Source organism: Achromobacter sp. UBA2119 (assembly GCF_002331005.1).
GTDB classification, from domain to species: Bacteria; Pseudomonadota; Gammaproteobacteria; order Burkholderiales; family Burkholderiaceae_B; genus Achromobacter; species Achromobacter animicus.
The window spans coordinates 13,121-34,249 of the sequence record NZ_DCYD01000013.1 but is presented as its reverse complement, the minus strand read 5'-3'; the positions used below and the strand labels follow the sequence as shown (position 1 = coordinate 34,249).

General features: G+C 60.7%; 16 protein-coding genes. 13 read left to right on the top strand and 3 right to left on the bottom strand.

The genetic code is table 11. From position 1 onward, the window contains the following. The first annotated feature begins 32 nt into the window (after positions 1-32). Positions 33-1,385 carry a tRNA uridine-5-carboxymethylaminomethyl(34) synthesis GTPase MnmE gene (gene mnmE, locus B3098_RS12395; protein WP_286896549.1) on the top strand — a complete coding sequence of 451 codons (1,353 nt, stop codon included), beginning with the start codon at positions 33-35 and terminating at the stop codon, positions 1,383-1,385. 235 nt (positions 1,386-1,620) lie between these two features. Beyond that, a complete protein-coding gene (locus tag B3098_RS12390; RefSeq protein ID WP_175136948.1) occupies positions 1,621-2,703 on the top strand; it encodes a beta family protein in 1,083 nt (360 codons plus the stop codon). Here B3098_RS12390 and B3098_RS12385 read toward each other — a convergent pair. Then, positions 2,698-3,369: a sce7726 family protein gene (locus tag B3098_RS12385; RefSeq protein WP_286896546.1), complete on the bottom strand. Its 672-nt coding sequence runs from the start codon at positions 3,367-3,369 to the stop codon at positions 2,698-2,700. The genes B3098_RS12390 and B3098_RS12385 overlap by 6 nt on opposite strands. A gap of 352 nt (positions 3,370-3,721) precedes the next feature. Here B3098_RS12385 and B3098_RS12380 point away from each other — a divergent pair, with 352 nt between their 5' ends. Next, the gene (locus tag B3098_RS12380) at positions 3,722-4,195 is read left to right on the top strand and encodes a GNAT family N-acetyltransferase (protein ID WP_286896544.1); all 474 of its coding nucleotides are present in this window, start codon (positions 3,722-3,724) and stop codon (positions 4,193-4,195) included. A 55-nt stretch (positions 4,196-4,250) separates the two neighbouring features. Here B3098_RS12380 and B3098_RS12375 read toward each other — a convergent pair whose 3' ends face one another. After that, entirely contained in the window at positions 4,251-5,630 is a 1,380-nt protein-coding gene (locus tag B3098_RS12375; RefSeq protein WP_286896543.1) for a ClcB-like voltage-gated chloride channel protein, read from the bottom strand. Positions 5,631-6,119: 489 nt separating this feature from the next. Between B3098_RS12375 and B3098_RS12370 the strand changes: the two genes are divergently transcribed. The 5 genes from B3098_RS12370 to B3098_RS12350 all read left to right on the top strand — a co-directional run bounded on the left by B3098_RS12370 (position 6,120) and on the right by B3098_RS12350 (position 11,463). After that, a complete protein-coding gene (locus B3098_RS12370; protein WP_056566075.1) occupies positions 6,120-6,797 on the top strand; it encodes a response regulator in 678 nt (225 codons plus the stop codon). Then, on the top strand, positions 6,787-8,271 hold the full coding sequence (locus B3098_RS12365) for a sensor histidine kinase (RefSeq protein WP_414631277.1): 1,485 nt from the start codon (positions 6,787-6,789) through the stop codon (positions 8,269-8,271). Before B3098_RS12370 ends, B3098_RS12365 begins: the two co-directional genes overlap by 11 nt. Before the next feature lie 151 nt (positions 8,272-8,422). Beyond that, positions 8,423-9,388 (top strand): Bug family tripartite tricarboxylate transporter substrate binding protein, encoded by a 966-nt coding sequence (locus tag B3098_RS12360; RefSeq protein ID WP_239215877.1) that lies wholly within the window; start codon positions 8,423-8,425, stop codon positions 9,386-9,388. A gap of 114 nt (positions 9,389-9,502) precedes the next feature. Further along, positions 9,503-9,940 carry a tripartite tricarboxylate transporter TctB family protein gene (locus B3098_RS12355; RefSeq protein ID WP_286896540.1) on the top strand — a complete coding sequence of 146 codons (438 nt, stop codon included), beginning with the start codon at positions 9,503-9,505 and terminating at the stop codon, positions 9,938-9,940. Beyond that, positions 9,937-11,463: a tripartite tricarboxylate transporter permease gene (locus B3098_RS12350; RefSeq protein ID WP_239215837.1), complete on the top strand. Its 1,527-nt coding sequence runs from the start codon at positions 9,937-9,939 to the stop codon at positions 11,461-11,463. The genes B3098_RS12355 and B3098_RS12350 overlap by 4 nt, the downstream gene beginning before the upstream one ends. 154 nt (positions 11,464-11,617) lie before the next feature. On the opposite strand, the gene B3098_RS12345 is transcribed toward B3098_RS12350, so the two are convergent. Beyond that, positions 11,618-12,784: a pyridoxal phosphate-dependent aminotransferase gene (locus B3098_RS12345; RefSeq protein ID WP_286896537.1), complete on the bottom strand. Its 1,167-nt coding sequence runs from the start codon at positions 12,782-12,784 to the stop codon at positions 11,618-11,620. Positions 12,785-12,895: 111 nt separating this feature from the next. On the opposite strand from B3098_RS12345, the gene B3098_RS12340 reads away from it, so the two are divergent. The 5 genes from B3098_RS12340 (at position 12,896) to B3098_RS12320 (ending at position 21,121) form a co-directional block, all read left to right on the top strand. Further along, positions 12,896-13,921, top strand: a complete 1,026-nt coding sequence (locus tag B3098_RS12340) for an AbrB family transcriptional regulator (protein ID WP_286897085.1) — start codon at positions 12,896-12,898, stop codon at positions 13,919-13,921. 233 nt (positions 13,922-14,154) lie between these two features. Beyond that, positions 14,155-14,361, top strand: coding sequence for a cold-shock protein (locus tag B3098_RS12335; protein WP_056566091.1), 207 nt, complete (start codon positions 14,155-14,157; stop codon positions 14,359-14,361). Positions 14,362-17,718: 3,357 nt separating this feature from the next. Then, the gene (mnmG, locus tag B3098_RS12330) at positions 17,719-19,638 is read left to right on the top strand and encodes a tRNA uridine-5-carboxymethylaminomethyl(34) synthesis enzyme MnmG (protein ID WP_175124864.1); all 1,920 of its coding nucleotides are present in this window, start codon (positions 17,719-17,721) and stop codon (positions 19,636-19,638) included. Further along, positions 19,635-20,324 (top strand): 16S rRNA (guanine(527)-N(7))-methyltransferase RsmG, encoded by a 690-nt coding sequence (gene rsmG, locus B3098_RS12325; RefSeq protein ID WP_286896532.1) that lies wholly within the window; start codon positions 19,635-19,637, stop codon positions 20,322-20,324. Before mnmG ends, rsmG begins: the two co-directional genes overlap by 4 nt. Further along, positions 20,321-21,121, top strand: coding sequence for a ParA family protein (locus B3098_RS12320; RefSeq protein WP_105241282.1), 801 nt, complete (start codon positions 20,321-20,323; stop codon positions 21,119-21,121). Before rsmG ends, B3098_RS12320 begins: the two co-directional genes overlap by 4 nt. Positions 21,122-21,129: the final 8 nt, after the last annotated feature.

Below are 21,129 nucleotides of genomic sequence, written 5' to 3'. Positions count from 1 at the left end.
CCTATTGTTTAGCCCTGCCTTCTGCCCCTGATATGTCCGCCTACGCCCCCATCGCCGCCATCGCCACCGCCCCCGGAAGAGGCGGCATCGGCGTCGTGCGCATTTCTGGTGCGGACCTGTCCGGATTGGTGCGGCGCCTGTTCCAGCGCGATCTCACACCGCGCCATGCGCACTATCTTCCCTTCAAGACGGTGGAGGGCGAACTGCTGGATGAAGGCATCGCCATCTACTTTCGTGCGCCGCATTCCTACACCGGCGAAGACGTGCTGGAACTGCAGGGCCACGGCGGCCCGGCCGTGCTGCGACGCGTGCTGGATAGCTGTCTGGTCGCCGGCCGAGATCTGGGCGTGCGATTGGCCGAACCCGGCGAGTTCACGCGCCGTGCGTTCCTGAACGACCGCATGGATCTGGCGCAGGCCGAGGCGGTTGCCGACCTGATCGAAGCCTCGTCCGTGGCGGCCGCGCGCGGCGCCATGGCGTCGCTGTCGGGTGAATTTTCGGCACGCGTGAACGACCTGTCCGATCGCATCATTCATCTGCGCATGCTGGTCGAGGCGACCCTGGATTTCCCCGAAGAAGAAATCGACTTCCTGGAAAAGTATCAGGCCCGTCCGACGTTGGACGCGCTGGCGAGCGATCTTTCCGCATTGATTGCGCAGGCGCGGCAGGGCGTCATCCTGCGCGAAGGCCTACATGTGGTGTTGGCCGGCCAGCCCAACGTAGGCAAGTCGAGCCTGCTCAACGCGCTGGCCGGCGACGACATCGCCATCGTCACGCCCATCGCCGGCACCACGCGCGACAAAGTGGTGCAGGAAATCCATATTGATGGCGTGCCGCTGCACATTGTCGACACGGCCGGCCTGCGCGAAACCGAAGACACGGTGGAAAGCATCGGTATCGCCCGCACCTGGCAAGAGATCGAGCGCGCCGACGTCATCCTCCATTTGCAGGATGCGACGCAGCCGGGCGACGAGCTGGACGCGCAGATCACCGCGCGGCTGCCGCCGCGCACGCCGGTGCTGAAGGTGTTCAACAAGGTGGATCTGTTGCCCGAGCCTTTCGTCGCCGGCCCCGGCGAACTGGGCATCTCGGCCAAACGCGGCGCCGGCCTGGATGCGCTTCGCGCGGAGCTGCTGCAAATTGCGGGCTGGAATCCGGGTGCGGAATCGCCTTGGTTGGCGCGCGAACGTCATTTGCATGCGTTGCAGGAGGCGGCGGAGCATCTGGAACTGGCTGCCGCGCATGCCAGCCAGGATGACCGGGTGTTGGACTTGTTTGCCGAGGAACTGCGGTTGGCGCATGACAGCTTGTCGAGCATCACTGGCAAGTTCACCAGCGATGATCTGCTGGGGGAGATTTTCTCCAGTTTTTGTATTGGGAAGTAGCGGTTTCATTGCGTGCACAAAGCCACGTCCTGCCGCAATTCAACGGAAACCTGCAGCCCGACTGAAACCACCTGACGAAGATCAAAACTCGTTGGGCTGGGAGTGTCTATTGTCACTTAGCCGCATCCACGCCACTCTGCGAAATCACCAGTCTGGTTTCCAGCGGCACGGATCGCGCAAGCGTCGCGACGATAGCCACAACAACCCCGAGACCCACCGGAGGAGACCCAGCACGATGGATGTGAACTTCGACGACTACCATTACTTCCCCACCCTCCGGGCACGGCAAGCGGAGCTTAAGGGCTTGGAGATGCTCGATCCTGCCCGCAAAGCGAAAATCATGCCCATCCTGACTTTGGGAAAGTGGCGCAATGCACAGGACTTCGGCAGGGGCGCGGAGAAGGCGCAAGAGGCCATGGGCGGTCTTCCCTATTTTCTCGACCTCACCACCGACGCAACGCACTTACCTGAACAACAGAAAGCTTTGCGCGACCGCACCGGCGCTTTTGGTGCATGGCGAGAGTTTGCAGCCACGTATCCAGGTGCAATCCCCGTCGTTCAGATCAGTTCAGACTCCGGCGTTCGTGACGTCATCAAGCAAGGCCAGCAGATCGAACGAACGTGGGGAAGGGTGGCGTTCCGAATTCGTGACTTCGACGCACAGACGTCAATCGTCGTGAACGCGCTAAGCGCGCTCGACGACGCCAGAAGTGCCATAGTGTTTATTGATTGCCAATACGTACGCGAAGCGATGACCGCTTACACGACGGCATGCATCCACACCATCAACCAAATACGTGCCGAGTTCCCGGAAGTCGTGATATCGGTGTTAGCCACCAGCTTTCCCTCTTCAACAATTCCGTACACGGATGACGATGGAAAAAGCCGAGGATCCATCGGAATCCTCGAGCGCCAGTTGCATGCCCGCATTGGTGGCGACACGGTTGCAGTATATGGTGACCACGGCTCGATTCATTCGGTCGTCTACGACGCTGTGCCGGCGGTAATGAAGATCGTTCCCCGCATCGACTATCCGCGTGAACTAGAGTGGTCATTCGAAAGGCGACCCAGAATCAAAGACCTTGAGGAAGGTTATCGATCAGCGGCGGAGGCGATTCTGGATGCAGACCACGACATTGGCGCCAGGAAAATTTGGGGAGAATCCAAAATCGTCGATACGGCAAAAGGCGATCCATATGCCCGCGCAGCAGGTCCCTGGATTGCGGTCAGGGTCAATATTCACCTCGCCCGACAAATAGATTTTTCCGAGGCCATTGCCAGCGGTGCCATTAGCCACGGTGAAGACGACGACCTATAAAGCGGCGACCTTACGCGGAATCGCGACCGGCGCGGACTGCTGAATGTTCAGCAGGTATTGCGCCATGCGGGAAAGGGGATCGGCGCAATCGGGTCCCCGCAGCATTCCCTTTTTTCGCTCTTGCAGGTTGTGAATTCGTTGCGCCCGCCGCTTCATGTATGACAGCACATACGCACGCACAACCTTCACGGGAACACTGTCGATTGCCTGCACCAGTTCGCCGCGAGTACCAACTGCGCGTATTTCATTCATACGCAAGAGCGCCCGCAACTCGTCGACCGGCAAAAAGCTGACCCAGCTTTTTTTCGAGGATATGCTTCGGGCGCGTGCCCGTCGGACGATGCGCATCGATCCATCATCTTGAGCTTCCCAGATCCCTACGCCACTCGGCGCCACCGCTTCGACACCTGCGAGGTGCTTTGAGGCGCACACGATCGTCACGTGTTCAAAAAGGAGCAAATAGGTTTCCAACTGGCCTACCAAGCGATCGAGCGTGTCGCGGCTGCTTTTGATTTCAAAAACTGCCAGCTTGCCGTTAGCCATCACAAGATCCGCTCGACGCGAAAAGTTATCGAGGAATAGCTCAGAAATGAATGACGCGTCTGCGCCTGCCGGAGAGGAGGCCAACCGCGTTATCAGTGAATTGCGGATCTCTACTTCTGTCATGGCCCTGTATGGTTCGATTGCAAGAAAGAAAGTTCCTTGCGTAGCCCGCGCTAAATTTTACGAATCATAGACTTTCTGGCAAGAGCTATGCGATACGCGGAAGCACTATCTGGGGCAATTTTCGCGTTCTCAACACTCTAACGCGCTGCGTTGGCCGACACCGCTTCTTTCTGTCCTATCCTGCGCAGCACCTGACTTGCAACGGTCGTTAGGTCTGCTCACCACCATCGTTCGCGTTCCGCTATTGGAAAAGCGAACATCACCAGGACGAGACGATCGCGCACGCCGCACTGAATTCCTTTCGGGCTATTCTCGATCACGTCGACCGCGAAAAAGCCTGGATTGTCTCGCCGTGAATAAGAATCCCCTCGCACTTCTTATCCGCGTCGCCCTCGCCGGCGACGTCCCCGCCCTCGAGCGCATCGTCCGCGAGGCCTACTCCCCTTACATCGCTCGCAACGGCGCCACGCCTGGTCCCATGCTGGACGACTATCCGGCACGCGTCGCGCAAGGCGTGGTTCACGTCCTGGAATCGAAAGTCGGCATCGAAGGCCTCATCGTGCTGATTCCAGAATCCGACGACAGTTGCATGCTGCTGGACAACATCGCCGTATCGCCAACCGCGCAAGGCAAAGGCCACGGCCGGACGCTGCTGCAGTGGGCCGAAGACTCCGCGCGCCGCGCCGGCTTTTCACGCATTCGGCTTTACACCCAGGAAGTGATGAGCGAGAACATCGCCATCTACACGCGGCGCGGCTATGTGGAAACGCATCGCGCCACGGAGATTGGACTGAAGCGCGTCTTCATGCAAAAGACCCTTGATTAATGGGCTCTTGCAAAACTCTCAAATATCCAAAGATCCGATTCGAAAAAATGAGCTTTTACTCATAATTTATCGGCCTGCCTTTTCTGGCCATCAAATGCGCGGCGATCCTGTTTTTCGCCAGCGATTTCGCATAGACAGACTCCGGCCGGATGCGCTGCGCAATGACGTACCCCGTCATGCACGCCAGCATCAACGGCAACATGACTTCATAGCCCAACGTCATCTCGAAGATCATCAAGATCGACATCAGCGGCGCATGCGTGGTGGCCGCCAGCAGCGCGCCCATTCCCACGACGGCATAACTGGACACCGCCGACAAACTGCCGGTCGGAAACAGGCCCTGCAGCGCAGTCCCGTACAAGGCGCCCAGCGCCGCCCCCACGAACAAGGTCGGCGTGAAGACTCCGCCTAGAGCGCCGGACCCGACACTGGCCGCCGTAGCCAATGTCTTGAGCAACAGCAGGGCGGCCACCGCCTGCCACGCCCAATCCGTATGCAACATGCTGTTGACCACGCTGTAACCGTTGCCCCACACCGCGGGATCGATCACGGACAGCGCGCCGACAACCAGCCCGCCTACCGCCATCCTCGCCCAGATAGGAAACGGCAACTGGCGAAACGCCGCGCGGGACAAATCCAGGAATCGCAGGAATTGGGGCGCGGCCAGACCTGCAATCAGGCCAAGTCCCAGGTAATTGATCACTTCCCACCCCGACACGAACTCGAAATGCGGCATCTGGAAGACCGCGTCATAGTGCAGCACCTGCCGCGTCACGATGTTGGCGACCACGGAGGCGACGGCCAGCGGCACCAGCGTCGCTGTTGAAATCACGCCGTACACAATCTCTGAAATGAACACCGCGCCGGCAATCGGCGCGTTGTATGCGGCGGTGATGCCCGCCGTCGCGCCGCAGGCCACGAGCAGCCGGAGATGGCGGGGCGGCAAGACCAGATAGCGGCCCGTCAATGATGCACACATTGCCGCCAGTTGCACCATCGGTCCCTCGCGGCCGATCGATGCGCCGGATCCGATCGAAAAAATCGAGGACAGGCTGCGCGCGGCCGTCTGGCGAAAGCCGATGACGCCACGGCCGATCGAGATTGCTTCCATATAGTCGGCTGCCCCCCGCCGGGGCAGCCATCGGATGGCTGCCTGCAGGATCAGGCCGGCGATCGCGCCTCCGGCCGCCGGCATCAGAAACCGCTGCCAGGGGTCCAGCCCACGCGCCAGCGACACCATGCCGTGGGGAACCTCGCCGCCCCCTACCAACAATTGCATCCAGCCAAGCAGTTCGCGAAACACCACAGTTGCCAGCGCACCCAGGGCGCCAATCAACGCGGCCGCACACAACGTCAAGGCTAAATTTTCCGCCAAAAGTCCGCGTTTCAACCGCCTGGCCCAGGCCGGTCGGCGCAGTTTCAAGTCGCTATCCATGGCCGGATTCTACGGCGGATCCTGCTCACTTTTTGTTCAGCGCACCGTCAACAAACCGCCCAGGTCACCCCTCGAATACCCGATTCCGATCACCGCGTAGCGGCCCGTTTTGGGGCGCTGCAAGGGCAAAAATCCGGGTAGGCGAAGGGCGGTTTTCCGGGGTAAAAGGGCGCTTCTCGGGACCCAGTTGCCAAAAATGCCCTGTGGATAACTCCTAAGTGGCGCGCTTGTGCACATGTTGTGGAGGCAAGTTGAACAAGCAGGGGTTTCGGACGCGGTCCAAAATCTTGTCCAACTTCAGCTTTTTTCCCACACAGAGTTCTTGCACAAGCAAAAACGGACGCAAGGCAATGAAAAGAAAGAGGTTTTCAAGGTTAAGGTAGTTATCCACAGCCCTTATTAATCATTAGTCTTTATATAAAGAAAAAAAAAGGAAAAGCCAAACATGCTTTCCCATTCCGCCCATCCACCGCCCCCCGGACTGCGTCCATGCGTATCCTCCTGATCGAAGATGAAGCTGAACTTGCCCGCTGGCTGTCCAGAAGCCTGGCCAGACATGCCGGCTTTGTCGTGGAATGGGCTGATGACGGACTTGTCGCCGAAAGAAGGCTGGCCGTCGAAGATTTCGATGCAGTCATCCTGGATCTCGGACTTCCCGGCATGGATGGCCATACTTTGCTGGCGAAGATTCGCGCGCGGGACGACCGTACGCCGGTGCTGGTCTTGACCGCGCGCGATTCACTGGCCGAGAGAATCGGAACACTTCACGAGGGAGCGGACGATTTCCTGCCGAAACCCTTTGTTGTGGAAGAGTTGGAAGCGCGATTGATTGCGCTGATTCGCCGCAGCCGCGGGCGCGAACATCCGCGCCTCGCGCTGGGAAACCTGGTTTTTGAAACTTCCGCGCAGAAATTCACGGTCAATGGACAGCCTTTGCAGTTATCCCCACGTGAACATGCGGTCCTTCGGGTGCTGATCCAGAAAAGCGGCGAACCCATCAACAAGCAGCAGATCCTGGACCGCATCCTCACGGACGATGCCGACATCAACCTGGAAGCCATCGAGGTCCTGGTTCACCGATTGCGCAAAAAATTGGCGGAAACCGGTGTGCAGATCGTGACCATGCGCGGCATGGGCTACTGCCTGGAGAACCTTGTTGACAACTAGAAGTCCGCAAAACAGCGTTGATTTTTCGGCGAAAAAACGCGCCCGAACGCTGAAAACGCAGTTGCTCTGGTGGCTGATTCCAACCCTCGTCTTCGTGATGATGGGTGCGCTCTGGCTGTCCAACCACCAGCTGCGCAACCAGGTCGACAATGCCTACGACCGGTCTCTCGCTGGCGCGCTTCGCGCGATCGACCACAACATATCCACAGCCAGCGGTGGATTAGCCATGGAGCAGCCCTACCTGATGCTTGAATTTTTCGAGCTGACGGCCAATGGCAGCGTGTTCTACCGGGTGGCAACCGAAGACGGGCTGGCCGAGATCGGCCATCCCGGGCTGCCCCTGCCGGAGCAGCCCCTCGTGTCCGGCGAGCCGCGGTTTTTCTACGCGACCTACCAGGGCCAGCCCGTCCGGGTGGCGGCACTGGCCCGGCCCATGGATCCGCCGCTGTATGCGAACCAGGGCGGCCGGGTGATCGTGCAGGTCGCGGAGGGCCTGGAAAGCCGTCAGGCGTTCCTCCACAAGGTTTTGGTGCGGTCGGTGGAGCGGGACCTTGCCGTGATCCTCATCAGCGTCCTGGTGATCATCCTGGGCGTTTTCATGGCCCTGCGCCCCCTGGAGCGGCTGCGTCAGGAAGTTAAAGGCCGCTCTGCAGACGATTTAAGCCCCGTCAGCGCGTCCGACATGCCGGGGGAGGTCCTACCCCTGGTGGCGGCCGTAAACCTCCATATGGCCCGTTTTGCGGCCTTGGGGAGGGTGCAGGCGCAGTTCCTGGACGACGCGTCGCACCAATTGCGCACGCCCTTGTCCGTTTTGCGGACCCAGACCGCCTATGCCCTGCGCGAAACAGACCCCCAGGAGGTCCGTACAGCCCTTCTGGCGATGCAAGAGGGGTTGGACAGGGCCGTACGCACCACCAACCAGATGCTCGCGCTGGCGCGCGCTAAAGACGCTTCTCTGGCCGAAGGCGGTTTGGCGCCCGAATCAGTGGACCTGGTGGACCTCGCGGACGGGGTGATCCGTACCCAATTACCCAATGCCCGAGGCCGGCAGTTGGACATCGGCCTGGAGGCGGACTGCAGGCCGGTTGTCGTCGGCGGGGCGGAGTGGCTGTTGCGGGAAGCGGTCAGCAACCTGGTCGACAACGCCATCCGCTATGCGTCCGCCGGTGGTGTGGTCACCGTCCGGATCGAGACCGACACAGACCAGGCCCGGCTACTGGTGGAAGACGACGGACCGGGCATGTCGGACGAGGACATCGCCCGGGCGTGCGTCCGCTTCCGGCGAGGCGCGGCAGGCAAGAACACCACCGGGGCCGGCCTGGGCCTGGCGATCGTGGGCACCATCGCCGAAATCCTGGGCGCCCGGCTCGTGCTCGAGAACCGGGTGGGGCAGCCGGGCCTGCGCGCGGCGTTGGTGTTTACCCTGCAAACGGGACCGGATGCTGCGCCGCGTCACGAAATCGGCCGAAATTGAAAGCTTATGGAAAGCTTCGGTTTTGTACGGTTGCGTCCACTGGAGCCGCTGGACGCGATCATTCGCCGTAGCGCCGCTGCCAGCGATACCTAGACCTATAAATCCTGGAGACGCAAGAATGCAGACGACCCTGAAGCTGCGCATCGCAGCCATGGCGGCGCTTGGCGCCATCACCCTGTCCCTCGGCGCGGCCCATGCGGCCGATGAACCCCGCCGCCCGGAGTGCATTGCGCCGGCGCAGCCTGGTGGCGGATTCGACCTGACGTGCCGCCTGGCCACCGAAGGCCTGAAGCAGAGTGGGGCGCTCAAGAGCGCCATGCGCATCGTCTACATGCCGGGCGGGATTGGCGCGGTGGCCTACAACAACATCGTGGCCCAGCATCCGAACGAGCCGGGCACCATCGTTGCGTTCTCCGGCGGCTCGCTGCTCAACCTGGCGCAGGGCAAGTTCGGCAAGTACAACGTCAACGACGTGCGCTGGCTGGCCGCGATCGGCACCGATTACGGCGTGGCCGTGGTGCGCAACGACTCGCCGTACACCGACCTGAAGAGCCTGATGGACGCCTTCAAGCAGGATCCGACCAAGATCGTGCTGGGCGCGGGTGGCACCGTGGGCAGCCAGGACTGGATGAAGGCAGCGCTGACGGCCAAGGCGGCCGGCGTGGACTTCAAGAAGATGCGCTTTGTCGCCTTCGAAGGTGGGGGCGAGGCCGTAACGGCGCTGCGCGGCGGCCATATCCAGGCCTACATGGGCGATGCGGCCGAAGCATTCACGATGCTGGAAGGCGGCGCCCCGATTCGCGTGCTGGCGGTCTTCAACGACCAGCGCCTGCCGGGCAAGCTGGGTTCCGTGCCCACCGCCAAGGAACAGGGCTACGACATCGTCTGGCCGATCATCCGAGGCTTCTACGTGGGCCCCAAGGTGTCTGACGCCGACTACCAGTTCTGGGTGGACGCGTTCAACAAGACGACGGCCGCACCCGAGTTCGAGAAGCTGCGCCAGCAGCAGGGCCTGTTCCCCTTCAACAAGACCGGCCCCGAACTGGACGCCTACGTCAAAAACCAGGTCAAGCAGTACGGCGAACTGGCCGACACCTTCGGCCTGATCAAAAAGTAAGCCGGCCGCAAGGCCCGACCCCCGAACGCGCCCGCCAGGGCACACCTGCCGCCATTTCAGGCCGGCGGCAGGTCCCGCTGCGCCGCGCGATCGGATTTGAACGGAACCTGGACCATGAACGATCGAATTCTGGGCATTGCCGCCCTGGCGCTGGCCGTCTTCATGACGGCGGCCGGCTGGAGCATCGAGGCGCCTTTCGCCTACGAACCTGTCGGGCCACGCGCCTTCCCGCTGCTGCTGGCGCTGATCATCGGCCTGTGCGGGCTGTGGCTCGTCTACAAAGGCGGCCACGCTGTCGAGCGCAACCCTGACGGCGCCAACGGGCGCATCGCGATGATGGTGGTGTTCGTGACCGCCTATGCGTTTCTCTTCCAGTGGCTGGGCTTCATTGTCGCCACGTCGCTCATGACGATCTTCGTGGGCCGCCTGTTTGGCGGCAGTTGGCTCAAGTGCGCGATCGGCGGCGTCGTCATGAGCATTTTCTTTTTCGTGCTGTTCGACAAGGTGCTGGACGTCGTCCTGCCCGGCGGACTGTTGGAGAACCTGATATGAGCGGCATTCTCGATCATCTGTCGATAGGCTTTGGCGTCGCGTTTTCGCTGACGAACCTGCTGGTGGCTGCCATCGGCTCCTTCATCGGAACCATGGTGGGCGTGTTGCCGGGGCTGGGGCCGGTCAATGGCGTGGCGATGTTGATCCCCATCGCCTTCGCCATGAATCTTCCGCCCGAAACGGCGCTGATCCTGCTGGCCGCGGTATATGTGGGCGCGGAGTACGGCGGCCGCATCACCGCGATCCTGCTGAACGTGCCGGGCGAAGCGAGTGCCATCATGACGACGCTGGACGGCTATCCGCTGGCGCGGCAGGGCCTGGCCAACGTGGCGTTGTCCTTGTCTGCATGGTCCGCATTCTTTGGCGCCATCGTGTCGGTGGTGGGCATCATCCTGCTCGCGCCGTTGCTGGCGAAATGGGCGCTCGCATTTGGCCCCGCCGAATACTTCGTGCTCATGATCTTTGCGTTCTGCTGCCTGACCAGCCTGCTCGGCAAGCAGCCGGTCAAGGGCGTGCTGGCGGCGATGATCGGCCTGTCCATTTCGGTGGTGGGCGTGGATTCGAATTCGGGCGTTTACCGCTATACCTTCGAGTCCGTGCATCTGGCTGACGGCATCGATTTTGTCGTGGTCGTCATCGCGTTGTTCGCGGTCAGCGAGATGCTGGAGATGCTTGAGAAGGTGATGGCCGGCCACAGCGTCGAGGTCAAGCCCAGCGGCCGCAAGCTCTTCAACCTGAAGGAGATGGCTTATACGTGGTGGAGCGTGGTGCGCAGTGCGTTCGTAGGCTTCGGCGTGGGGGTGCTGCCCGGCGCAGGCGCCAGCGTGGCTGCGGCGGTCGCGTACTCGCAGGAAAAGCGCATCATCGAAGCCAAGGATCCCGAGGCCAAGTTCGGCAAGGGCGACATGCGTGGACTCGTCGCGCCGGAAGCCGCCGCCACGGCGTCGGCGATCGGTTCCTTCGTTCCGATGCTGACGCTGGGCGTGCCCGGTTCCGGCACCACCGCGGTGATGATGGGTGCGCTGACGCTCTACAACATCACGCCGGGACCGGTCCTGTTCGACACCAAGCCGGAGCTGGTGTGGGGCCTGATCGCATCGTTGTTCGTCGCAAACGTGCTGCTCTTCGTGATGAACGTGCCGCTGGTGCGGTTCTTCTCCAAAGTGCTGTCCGTGCCGGGCTGGCTGATGGTGCCGGGCATCCTGTGCATCAGCTACATCGGCGTCTATGCGATCAACGCGGGCACCTTCGATCTGCTGCTGGTTGCGGGCATTGGCACGCTGGGCTACTTCCTGCGCAAGTTCGGTGTGCCGATGGCGCCGCTCGTGCTGGGTGTCGTGCTGGGCAACATGATGGAACAGAACCTGCGCCGTGCGCTGTCGATGACGGATGGCGACGTTGGCGTGCTGTTCGCAAGCCCCGTGTCGATCGCCCTGTGGGTGGGCGCGGCGGCAGTGGTGATCGTGCCGCAGATTTTGCGCCGTGTGCGCGCCGCAAGAAAGGTTGCCGCTGGGCCGGTCTGATGAAGCGGGTCCGCGCACCGGCCGGTGCGCGGGCTGACGCAATGCGAGGCCGGCAAATGCTTAGGGGCGCCTTTTGGCGCCCCTTTTTTTTAAGCATGTTGAGGTCAATTAGACCGCATTTTCATATATGAGCTTTTACTCAGATATTGAACCGTCAGACCTGCTTCAGACGCTCCAGCGCCGCGTCCAGCGTTGCGTCCTTCTTGGCAAAGCAGAAGCGCACGATCCGATGATTCGATTCAGGCGCGTCGGGCTGGCGATAGAACGCGGACACCGGAATCACGGTCACGCCATGGTTGACGGTCAGGTCGCGCGCGAAATCGGCTTCGTTCTGTTTGGAGATCTGGCTGTAGTCAGCCAGCAGGAAGAACGTGCCGGGACTGGGCAGCGATCGGAATCGCGTCTGCGCCAGGCCTTGCGACAAGCGGTCCCGCTTGGCCTGATAGAACGCCGGCAGATCCAGGTACGGCTTGGGATCACGCATGAATTCCGCCAGCGCAAACTGCATCGGCGACGGCACCGTGAACACCATGAACTGGTGCACCTTGCGCAGCTCGGCGCTCAGTTGGCGCGGTGCGCAGCAATAGCCGATCTTCCATCCGGTGGTGTGATAGGTCTTGCCGAACGACGAGATCACGAACGCATGTTCGGCAAGCAGCGGGCGGCGCGCCACACTGGCATGAGGTTTGCCGTCGAACACGATGTGCTCGTAGACCTCGTCCGAGACAAGCAGCACGCCCGTATCGCGGACGATCGCTTCAAGCGCGTCCAGGTCGCTCTCGTCAAGCACCGCGCCGGTGGGGTTGTGCGGAAAGTTCAGCATCAACAGACGGGTCTTGGACGTGATGGCGTCGCGCACACGCTGCCAGTCGATGCGGTAGTACGGATCGGCTTCTGTGGGCGCGCGCAGCGGCACCGGGACGGCGGTGCCGCCGGCCAGGCGAATCGCCGGCAGGTACGAGTCATAGCAGGGCTCGATCACCACCACTTCGTCGCCGCTGCCCACCGCCGCCAATACCGTGGCCATCAACGCCTCGGTGGCGCCACTGGTCACCGTGATTTCGGTTTCGGGATCGTAGGCATGGCCGTAGAGTTCGCGCGTCTTGGCCGCGATGGCTTCGCGTAGCGGCGCGACGCCCGGCATGTACGGATATTGGTTGTGGCCGTCGGCCATCGCCTTGGTGACCAGCGCACACAGCGCGGGGTCCGGATCGAAGTCAGGAAAGCCCTGGCCCAGGTTGATGGCCTTGTGCTCGATGGCCAGGCGGCTCATCACGGTGAATATGGTGGTGCCGACGTCGGGGAGTTTGGAGCGGATCATGTTGGACGCGAAGTGAACACGGGTAGCCGAGGAAAGTTTTCGTAAGTATCCCACTAACTCATAATTCATTTTTCAAGAGCTTCTAACGCGGATCGGATTGTGGTTCAGAACATGCGGGTGCGAGTGCTGGGCGGGTTTGGTATTGCGCTGGCCGGCGCGTTGCTTGCGGTGTGGGCCCACCTGCCGCTGCCATGGATGTTGGGCGCGCTGCTGTTGACTGCGGCCACACGGATTGCCGGCGTGCGCACTGCGTGTCCGCGGCCGGCGCGCAATGCGGGCCAATGGGTCATCGGCGCATCGCTGGGGCTGTATTTCACGCCACAGGTCATCGGACACATTGGCAGCAACGCGGGCCCCATTGTCGTGGGGATGCTGTTCGCGCTGGCGCTCGCATTTCTGGGCACCGCCATTCTGCGGCGTTTCACGGATGTGGACTTCAAGACGGCGTGGTTCTCATCGGCCATCGGCGGCGCAAGTGAAATGGCCAATCTGGCCGAACGCCATGGCGCGCGGATCGATCGCGTTGCCACTGCGCACAGCGTGCGCGTATTGCTGGTGGTGGTGACGGTGCCCTTCATATTCCAGTGGTGGGGCGTGGCTGGCCTGGATCCCACCGTGCCGGGACCGCGCGACGTGCATGCGCTTGGCCTGGCCGGGTTGGTGGCCCTGACCATTGTGGGCGGCGCCACGTTTACGAAGCTGCGGTTGCCCAATCCCTGGGTGCTTGGGCCCATGCTCGTCGCAATGGTGCTGACCGCGTCCAGCATCGAGCTTTCCGCATTGCCGGACTATGTGCCGAAAGCAGGGCAACTGCTTATCGGCTGGTCACTTGGCGATCGGTACCGGCCAGACTTTTTCCGCGCAGCGCCGCGTTTCATGGCGGCAGTGGCGGGCTTTACGGTGCTGGCATTGGCGCTGGCCTTCGGCGTGGGCGCCTTGCTGTCGTTGTGGTCTGCTGCGCCCATTCCCACCTTGATTCTGGGCACGACGCCGGGCGGTATTGCCGAGATGGCGATCACCGCCAAGGTGTTGCAGCTGGGCGTTCCGGTGGTGACAGCGTTTCACGTCACGCGCATGGTTTTTGTGGTGATCGTGACGGGTCCCATTTATACGGTTTTGGCGCGTCGGCATGGCTAATTCCGCCTGGCGGTACTGCCGTTCCAGTGAAAAAAAAGCGACATTGGGGTAAACAACTATATGACTCGGTAATGCCGGATGAGTATGCTGATTCCGCAGTTGATTCAAGCGCGAGCAGACTCGTTTCTGCCGCTCTGGCGACAAGCGGGAACACTGGTTTTGCACCGATCGTTCAGTTCGCACGGCGTCCTTGATTCATTGCATTTCGATTTAATTACAGGACGCTAGAGAAAATGGCTCAGAAGGGCAAAGTCAAGTGGTTCAACGCTGACAAGGGTTTCGGTTTCATCACGCCGGACGTGGGCGGCACCGATGTGTTCGCACACTTTTCCGCCATCCAGGGTCGCGGCTATCGCAGCCTGAACGAAGGCCAGGAAGTCGAATACGAAGTTAAAGATGGTCCGAAAGGACCTCAAGCGGCCGAAATTCGCCCGCTCTAAATCGGGAAATCCCAATTTCCCGTCAGCCAGGCTAGGCCTGGCTACAACGCCCCAAGACCTTCCGGTCTGGGGCGTTGTTTCATTTGGGCTGCCATTTCGGTTCGTGAAGTGATTTCGCTGCGTCTCTGCAGCGCTCGTTTCTATCTGCTCAGTAACGCTGAACTGCTCGCGTCGCGACGTGCCCTGCAGCCCTCACCCTGGCGTGTATCTTCACACTGTTAGTGTTCACTAACATATCCTCGAGCACTGGATAACTCTGTGGATAATTATTTCCGGACATGAGTTCGCGGGTGATCAGTTATGAAGCAATCGCGCTTCAGTGAATCGGGTTTTGCACAGATTTCTGCATTAATGCAGGCGATGTCTTTTTGCTCCCCGTGAATAGATTCCCTGCTTGCGTCAGGCGTGCTTAGAAGCCGTTTAATCAACGTTTTCATAGGGAAACTCGTCTTTTGTCCGGGTGTTCGCGAGGTTTGTTTACCCGAATCCGAGCGTCTGACATGCGAGTTTGGCGTCGGTCATCGTGCGTAAATTCGTGGTTTGGCGTTTGTTGTTCACAAAGATATCCCCATGCCGGTTATGCACAGAATTACGCCACTCACTATCCAAATTGACGGCCTGCGCCTGTGGATAGAAATGGGGATATCGCCGAAAGGGTGAGGTCGCGGGAACAGGAATTGCGGATGATTCGGCGGCTCGGGTTGACCGGTTGGGCGGGTTGCGCGCTGCGGCGGGCAGTCTAATTTTCGCGTCGGATTTCTCCTTGCGACCTGTCCACAGGTTTCACATGAAGCCATAGGCGCCTCGCCCATATGGATGATGGCGGCGCAGCGGGAGTGCGAGCAAGATTAGCTTCGGGTCAGTGACCATGCCCGACGGCCGCGAACCGATCATTCAATATTGGGGTGGGGATAATTTTGTGAATAAATCACCCCGATGTTCAGGGCCGCGCGATTTGACCGTGCACTCGTGGAAGAGTTCAGCGGTTATTGAACCCCGCTTCCGCAGTGGCCTCAGGTTTCGGTTTTCGGCTTTGTCTTTGATTTCTAACGCGGAATTGCTTTCGTGATTTTGGGTCCGCCGGCAACCAGTTGCCGTCGTGCATCGGTGTGCACCGCATTGCCGTCTTGAGTTCGTTGCCTTCGACGCTGTGGATAAGAGATATCTCTCTGAATAGAGGAATGGGCGAGTTAGGGAAGATACTCGGGTGCCCTGCTTCTCGGGGCTGACAGGTCCGCCTGTGTGATCTTGTGGTGATTCGGTCGCTGCGTCCTGGTCGTTTCGCGGGCTTGCCTGTTGATAAGAATGTGCGTAACCCTGGCTTTGCGCTTCGCTATCCGATTCTTTTCATAGAGTCTTGTCGTTGATAGGCGTCTGTGGATAAACCCGATGTCTGATTGGGAGCATCACAGCCGGATCTGGCCGACGTCCCGAATTTTGGTCGCGTCGCCGAACTCAATGGACGAAGGACTGTTGGCAGCTTGATCTGGTTTGTGGACAACGCTGTGGTTAACACTTCGTCGAAGCACGCGCCGACATGCGAATTTAGAAGCGACCTACCGCCGTTGGTTTGGGCTATCGCTTACAGTTCAGCGAGCCATGAACAAAAAATATGAATTTTCGGGTAGGGGGTAGGTAAGGGGGGAATAAATCGATATTTTTCATCTTTCTTACCTTTTCGCCGCGGTGACGTCAGGTATCGACGATCGGTCGCGACTCAGGTTTTGGGGGGCCTTAAGGGCCGCTATCCGCATGCGGGCTGGCGCCTGCGGCAACTGAGATCCCGACCCAGGCGGTTAAAGCCCGGACCGCTCTGAGGGGTGTTTCACGTGAAACACCGACGCTACTTTTCCTCATGCCCGTCAATGTGTTTCACGTGGAACATCCTCTACGAAGCGAGGACTCGTGGGGCAATCGGCTTTTGGGGTTGTTCATTGGAGCGCAGCGGGCGCTTTATGGCTAACAGTATTGGCGTTCATTTCTGGAAAGGTCAGCAGCTTTGATACGCCCGTGGCTCCAATGAAGAGGCGACGGCTTGCGTGGCTCACCGCCTGACTCGACGTATCCGGGTAGTGATATGCCTTCTCAATGTTGCAGGCCGGGCAGTGTTCCACGTGAAACAGCCTTTCTCCCCCCTCACTTTGCCACGCGTTATCGCACGCATGCCCAGCGCGTTCGCACGATTTAGCGTGTTTATGCGGCGTACATCCCGTCGCGAAACGCTGTCTTCAGAACTCTGCGGACGGCGGGCTGCAGAGCAAACGGCACATTTGACGTTCCGGTGAACTGTTGAACGACGTAGCAGTCGACCTAAGTCGCTGTTTCACGTGAAACATAGAGCGGCCGTCGGCTGCGAGAGCAGGGAACCACAGCCGATGAATGAAGGCAGGGGGGCTAACAGCGTTTCTCCGCGCGCGCTGAGACGTTCCGTTCTCCTCAGTCTAGCCAGTTGGAGTGTTGCTGGCCGGGTTCTGTGCATAAGCGGACCCCTTGCGCTCGGCTTAGCAGGATATGGAATAGGGCAGACAAATGGACTTGGGACGCCCCAAACACAACCTGCTCGCGGGACCAGGGGAGTGATGTGAGTGTTCCGCCCAGAGCCGGACGCACTTGGCAAAGGCCTCTGTCCGATACTCCCGCGTCAGCGATCTCTGATATCCGCAGGGTGGGACGGCGGCGTGTAGCGGGGTCTAACCGCGTGTGCAATGTTCCACGTGAAACTTCGCAGCGACCAGAATTTGGGTACGTGCAAAACTTGCGAGTGTGGTCGAACACGTTTTCCAGAAAGGGCGCGCGGTGGAACTGGACAATTGCTTGGACTAGAGTGCCGGGCCGACTATTGAATGTTCAATTGTTATCGATCATTCAGGTCAGTTGCAGCAGGGAAGGGCGGGCCGAGTCATTCCTCTGGTGCCCCGGGATGTTTCACGTGAAACATCGGCTAGGTCATCCTCATTGGCCTCCGAAGCTCGCGCTTCGCGACACCTACGGCAGCCGAGCTTGCTGGGGCCCCTCCCGACGCCGCCGACATCATCAGAGAGACCACACTCGACTCGCTCCCAATTCAGAGCGCCTCGGTCCAGCTACTCTCGATAGCCGTCGCTGTTCCACGTGAAACGTGTTACCGACTGGAGCCTCGTACTCAGTCGACAAACGACCCAAGTGTTTCACGTGGAACACTCCGATAAACACCGGCAAATGCCGATATTCCTGGCTACCCCACGCCAAGGATCAAATCCCCCCGAGCCACCGCGCTTCAAGCATCACATAAACAACCAGCCCGCATGTTTCACGTGAAACATGCAACCCCTGCCTCTATAATGAGCGCCGATCGCTCTCTTCTTTACCTCCCCCATCATGGACTATCCCCGCGAATTCGATGTCATCGTCGTCGGTGGCGGCCACGCCGGCACCGAGGCGGCACTGGCTGCTGCCCGTACCGGTGCGCAGACGCTGCTGCTCACGCACAACATCGAGACCCTTGGCCAAATGTCTTGCAATCCGTCCATCGGCGGAATTGGCAAGGGTCACCTCGTCAAAGAGGTGGACGCCCTGGGCGGGGCCATGGCTCTGGCAACTGACGAGGCCGGCATCCAGTTCCGCATCCTGAACGGGTCGAAGGGTCCGGCCGTTCGCGCAACGCGGGCGCAGGCTGATCGTGTCCTGTACCGCAAAGCCATCCGCGGACGCCTCGAGAATCAACCAAACCTCTGGTTGTTCCAGCAGGCTGTCGAAGACCTGATGGTGGAGGGTGATCGTGTCGTCGGCGCCGTCACGCAAGTTGGGCTGAAGTTCCGAGCCAAGACGGTAGTGCTGACCGCCGGCACGTTTCTGAATGGCCTGATCCACGTGGGCCTGCAGAACTACTCCGGTGGCCGCGCTGGTGATCCGCCCGCGATTTCGTTGGGCCAGCGCTTGAAGGAACTGCAGCTTCCCCAAGGCCGCCTCAAAACCGGTACGCCGCCGCGCATCGATGGACGCACGATCAACTACGCCATCCTGGAAGAACAGCCCGGCGACTTGGACCCGGTCCCCGTGTTCTCTTACATGGGCAACGTGGCCATGCACCCGCGCCAGCTGCCGTGCTGGATCACCCATACGAACGCGCGCACCCACGACATCATCCGTGGCGGCCTCGATCGCTCGCCGATGTATAGCGGCGTCATCGAGGGCGTGGGTCCTCGCTATTGCCCGTCCATCGAAGACAAGATCCATCGGTTTGCCGACAAGCAGTCGCACCAGGTCTTCCTGGAACCGGAAGGGCTGGACACGCATGAGGTCTATCCCAACGGCGTGTCGACCAGCCTGCCGTTCGATGTGCAGCTGGATCTGATCCATTCGCTGCCCGGTCTTGAGAATGCCCACATCATGCGGCCCGGCTACGCCATCGAATACGACTACTTTGATCCACGTGGACTCAAGAGCACGCTGGAAACCAAGGCCATTGAAGGGCTTTACTTCGCCGGGCAGATCAACGGCACCACCGGCTACGAAGAAGCCGCGGCCCAGGGGCTGCTGGCTGGCGTCAATGCCGCACTGAAGTCTCAGGACCGCGAGCAGTGGACCCCGCGCCGCGACGAAGCGTACCTCGGCGTGCTCGTCGATGATCTGGTCACGCGCGGCGTGACCGAGCCGTACCGCATGTTCACGTCCCGCGCCGAATACCGCCTCAGCCTGCGCGAAGATAATGCCGATCTGCGCCTGACCGAAATCGGCCGCCAGCTCGGTATTGTCGACAATGCGCGGTGGGATGCGTTCAACCGTAAGCGCGACGCGGTTGCCGCCGAAGTCGAGCGCCTTAAGTCGTCGTGGGTCAATCCGCGTCTGCTGCCGGCCGAGGTGGCCGAACCGCTGCTTGGTAAGGCGATTGAACGTGAGTACTCACTAGCCGACCTGTTGAAACGGCCGAACGTGACATACGAAGCCTTGATGGCCGCCCAGAACGCGGACGGCACGTTGCTGGCCGGCCCGGGCGTTGTCGACGACGACGTGCTCTCGGAGCAGGTCGAGATCCAGGTCAAGTACGCCGGCTATATCGCGCGCCAGCAGGACGAAGTGCAAAAGCACATCGCCCATGAACAGCAGCCGATCCCGGCGGACGTCGACTACGACGCCGTTACCAGCCTGTCCTTCGAAGTGCGCCAGAAACTCAAGACGCATCGTCCGGAAACGATCGGCCAGGCCGCCCGCATTTCCGGCGTCACGCCGGCTGCCATTTCGCTCCTGCTCATCCATCTGAAGCGCCTGCATTACGGCTCGCGCAAGCAAGCGGCATGAGCGCGCCCGCCAATCAGGCCGGCATCGACATGGCCGGCCGACTCACTCGCGCATGCGAGCAGCTGGGCGTGACCGCCGATGACGTCGCCATCGCCAAGCTGCTCAATTACCTGGGGCAGATGCAGCGCTGGAATCGCACGTACAACCTGACCGCCATCCGCGATCCGCAGCAGATGCTTGTGCAGCATCTGTTCGATAGCCTTGCGGCCGTAAAGCCCTTTAGCGAGGCGCTGGCTGCGCCCGATGCGCCGGCCAAGGTCTACGACGTCGGCTCGGGCGGCGGGCTGCCTGGCGTCGTTCTGGCCATCATGCGGCCCCAGTGGTCCGTGACCTGCGTTGACGCCGTTGAAAAGAAGACCGCGTTCGTGCGTCAGATGAGCGGCGCGTTGGGTCTGCCCAACCTGCAATCGCAGCATGCGCGCATCGAAACGATCGATCCTGCCGAGTGCAACATCGTGACGTCGCGAGCGTTTGCATCATTGGATGATTTTGCGCAACTCGCGGGTCGCCACGTAGCCAAGAATGGTACCCTCGTCGCCATGAAGGGCAAGCTCCCCGAAGAAGAAATCCAGGCGCTGCACGCGCGCGGGGAATGGCAAGTCGACCATATTCAGCCGCTCCACGTCCCGGAGCTGCAAGCAGAACGCTGCCTGATCTGGATGCGCCGCAGTCAAGGAACCCTATGAAGAACATACCCCCCAGCACATCCGCCCGCGTCTTCTGCATTGCCAATCAAAAGGGCGGAGTGGGCAAGACGACGACCGCCATCAATCTGGCGGCGGGCCTTGCCACGCACAATCAGCGCGTGCTGCTGGTGGACCTGGACCCGCAGGGCAATGCCACGATGGGTAGCGGCATCGACAAGAATTCGCTGGAATCCAACCTGTACCAGGTGCTGATCGGCGAATCCTCCATTGAACAGTCACGCGTGAAGTCGGAGTCCGGCGGTTACGACGTGCTGCCCGCCAACCGTGAACTGTCCGGCGCCGAGATCGATCTGGTGCAGATGGAACAGCGCGAGCGCCAACTGAAGGCCGCCATCGACACCGTCGCGACCCAGTACGACTTCGTGCTCATCGACTGCCCGCCCACGTTGTCCCTGCTTACCCTCAACGGCCTGGCTGCCGCGCACGGCGTCATCATTCCGATGCAGTGCGAATACTTCGCGCTCGAAGGCTTGTCAGATCTGGTCAACACCATCAAGCGCGTGCATCGAAACATCAACGACGACCTGCGCGTCATCGGCTTGCTGCGCGTGATGTTCGACCCGCGCATGACGCTGCAACAGCAGGTGTCCGCGCAACTCGAATCGCACTTCGGCGACAAGGTCTTCAAGACCGTCGTGCCGCGTAACGTGCGCCTGGCCGAAGCACCCAGTTACGGAATGCCGGGCGTTGTGTATGACCGTGCGTCACGCGGCGCGCAGGCCTACATTTCATTCGGCGCCGAAATGATAGAGCGGGTCAGGAAGGACCTGAACTAGCCGTCCCT

Coding starts and splice junctions, on each gene's coding strand:
- B3098_RS12355 (WP_286896540.1), top strand. CDS start 9,503: ATGAACGATCGAATTCTGGGCATTGCCGCCCTGGCGCTGGCCGTCTTC.
- B3098_RS12335 (WP_056566091.1), top strand. CDS start 14,155: ATGGCTCAGAAGGGCAAAGTCAAGTGGTTCAACGCTGACAAGGGTTTC.
- mnmG (WP_175124864.1), top strand. CDS start 17,719: ATGGACTATCCCCGCGAATTCGATGTCATCGTCGTCGGTGGCGGCCAC.
- B3098_RS12375 (WP_286896543.1), bottom strand. CDS start 5,630: ATGGATAGCGACTTGAAACTGCGCCGACCGGCCTGGGCCAGGCGGTTG.
- B3098_RS12320 (WP_105241282.1), top strand. CDS start 20,321: ATGAAGAACATACCCCCCAGCACATCCGCCCGCGTCTTCTGCATTGCC.
- B3098_RS12390 (WP_175136948.1), top strand. CDS start 1,621: ATGGATGTGAACTTCGACGACTACCATTACTTCCCCACCCTCCGGGCA.
- rsmG (WP_286896532.1), top strand. CDS start 19,635: ATGAGCGCGCCCGCCAATCAGGCCGGCATCGACATGGCCGGCCGACTC.
- B3098_RS12350 (WP_239215837.1), top strand. CDS start 9,937: ATGAGCGGCATTCTCGATCATCTGTCGATAGGCTTTGGCGTCGCGTTT.
- B3098_RS12340 (WP_286897085.1), top strand. CDS start 12,896: ATGCGGGTGCGAGTGCTGGGCGGGTTTGGTATTGCGCTGGCCGGCGCG.
- B3098_RS12345 (WP_286896537.1), bottom strand. CDS start 12,784: ATGATCCGCTCCAAACTCCCCGACGTCGGCACCACCATATTCACCGTG.
- mnmE (WP_286896549.1), top strand. CDS start 33: ATGTCCGCCTACGCCCCCATCGCCGCCATCGCCACCGCCCCCGGAAGA.
- B3098_RS12370 (WP_056566075.1), top strand. CDS start 6,120: ATGCGTATCCTCCTGATCGAAGATGAAGCTGAACTTGCCCGCTGGCTG.
- B3098_RS12385 (WP_286896546.1), bottom strand. CDS start 3,369: ATGACAGAAGTAGAGATCCGCAATTCACTGATAACGCGGTTGGCCTCC.
- B3098_RS12360 (WP_239215877.1), top strand. CDS start 8,423: ATGGCGGCGCTTGGCGCCATCACCCTGTCCCTCGGCGCGGCCCATGCG.